This window comes from Pelomicrobium sp. G1, assembly GCF_051905455.1.
Lineage (GTDB): Bacteria > Pseudomonadota > Gammaproteobacteria > Burkholderiales > UBA6910 > Pelomicrobium.
Genome location: NZ_JBQACR010000423.1, coordinates 1 through 257 on the forward strand (window position 1 = coordinate 1; position 257 = coordinate 257).

The following is a 257-nucleotide window of genomic DNA, read 5'->3' on the forward strand; positions in this document are numbered from 1 at the left end:
GGACAAGGCCGTGCGGCCCCGCAGGACCACGAAGGCGAGGTGCAACAAGGCATCTACCCCGGCGAGCCATCGATCCAGGCCGGGCGCGCCCAGGTCCACCCGGCGGCATTGGAACTTGGGATGGGCGAAGGGGGCGGGACGCAAGTCGATGCCCCGCACTTCCTCCACTCGGGCGTGCCGGCACCGGGCCGGCAGCACCGCCCGGGCGAGGCGCCCCGCAGCCCCAGTCACCAACACCTTCATGGCGTCGCCCGGGA

At 73.2% G+C, this 257-nt stretch carries 1 pseudogene; it reads right to left on the reverse strand.

Going from position 1 to position 257, the window contains the following annotated elements:
- Positions 1-243, reverse strand: a pseudogene (locus ACTFO6_RS19090) (NAD-dependent epimerase/dehydratase family protein); the annotation flags it as partial.
- Positions 244-257: the final 14 nt, after the last annotated feature.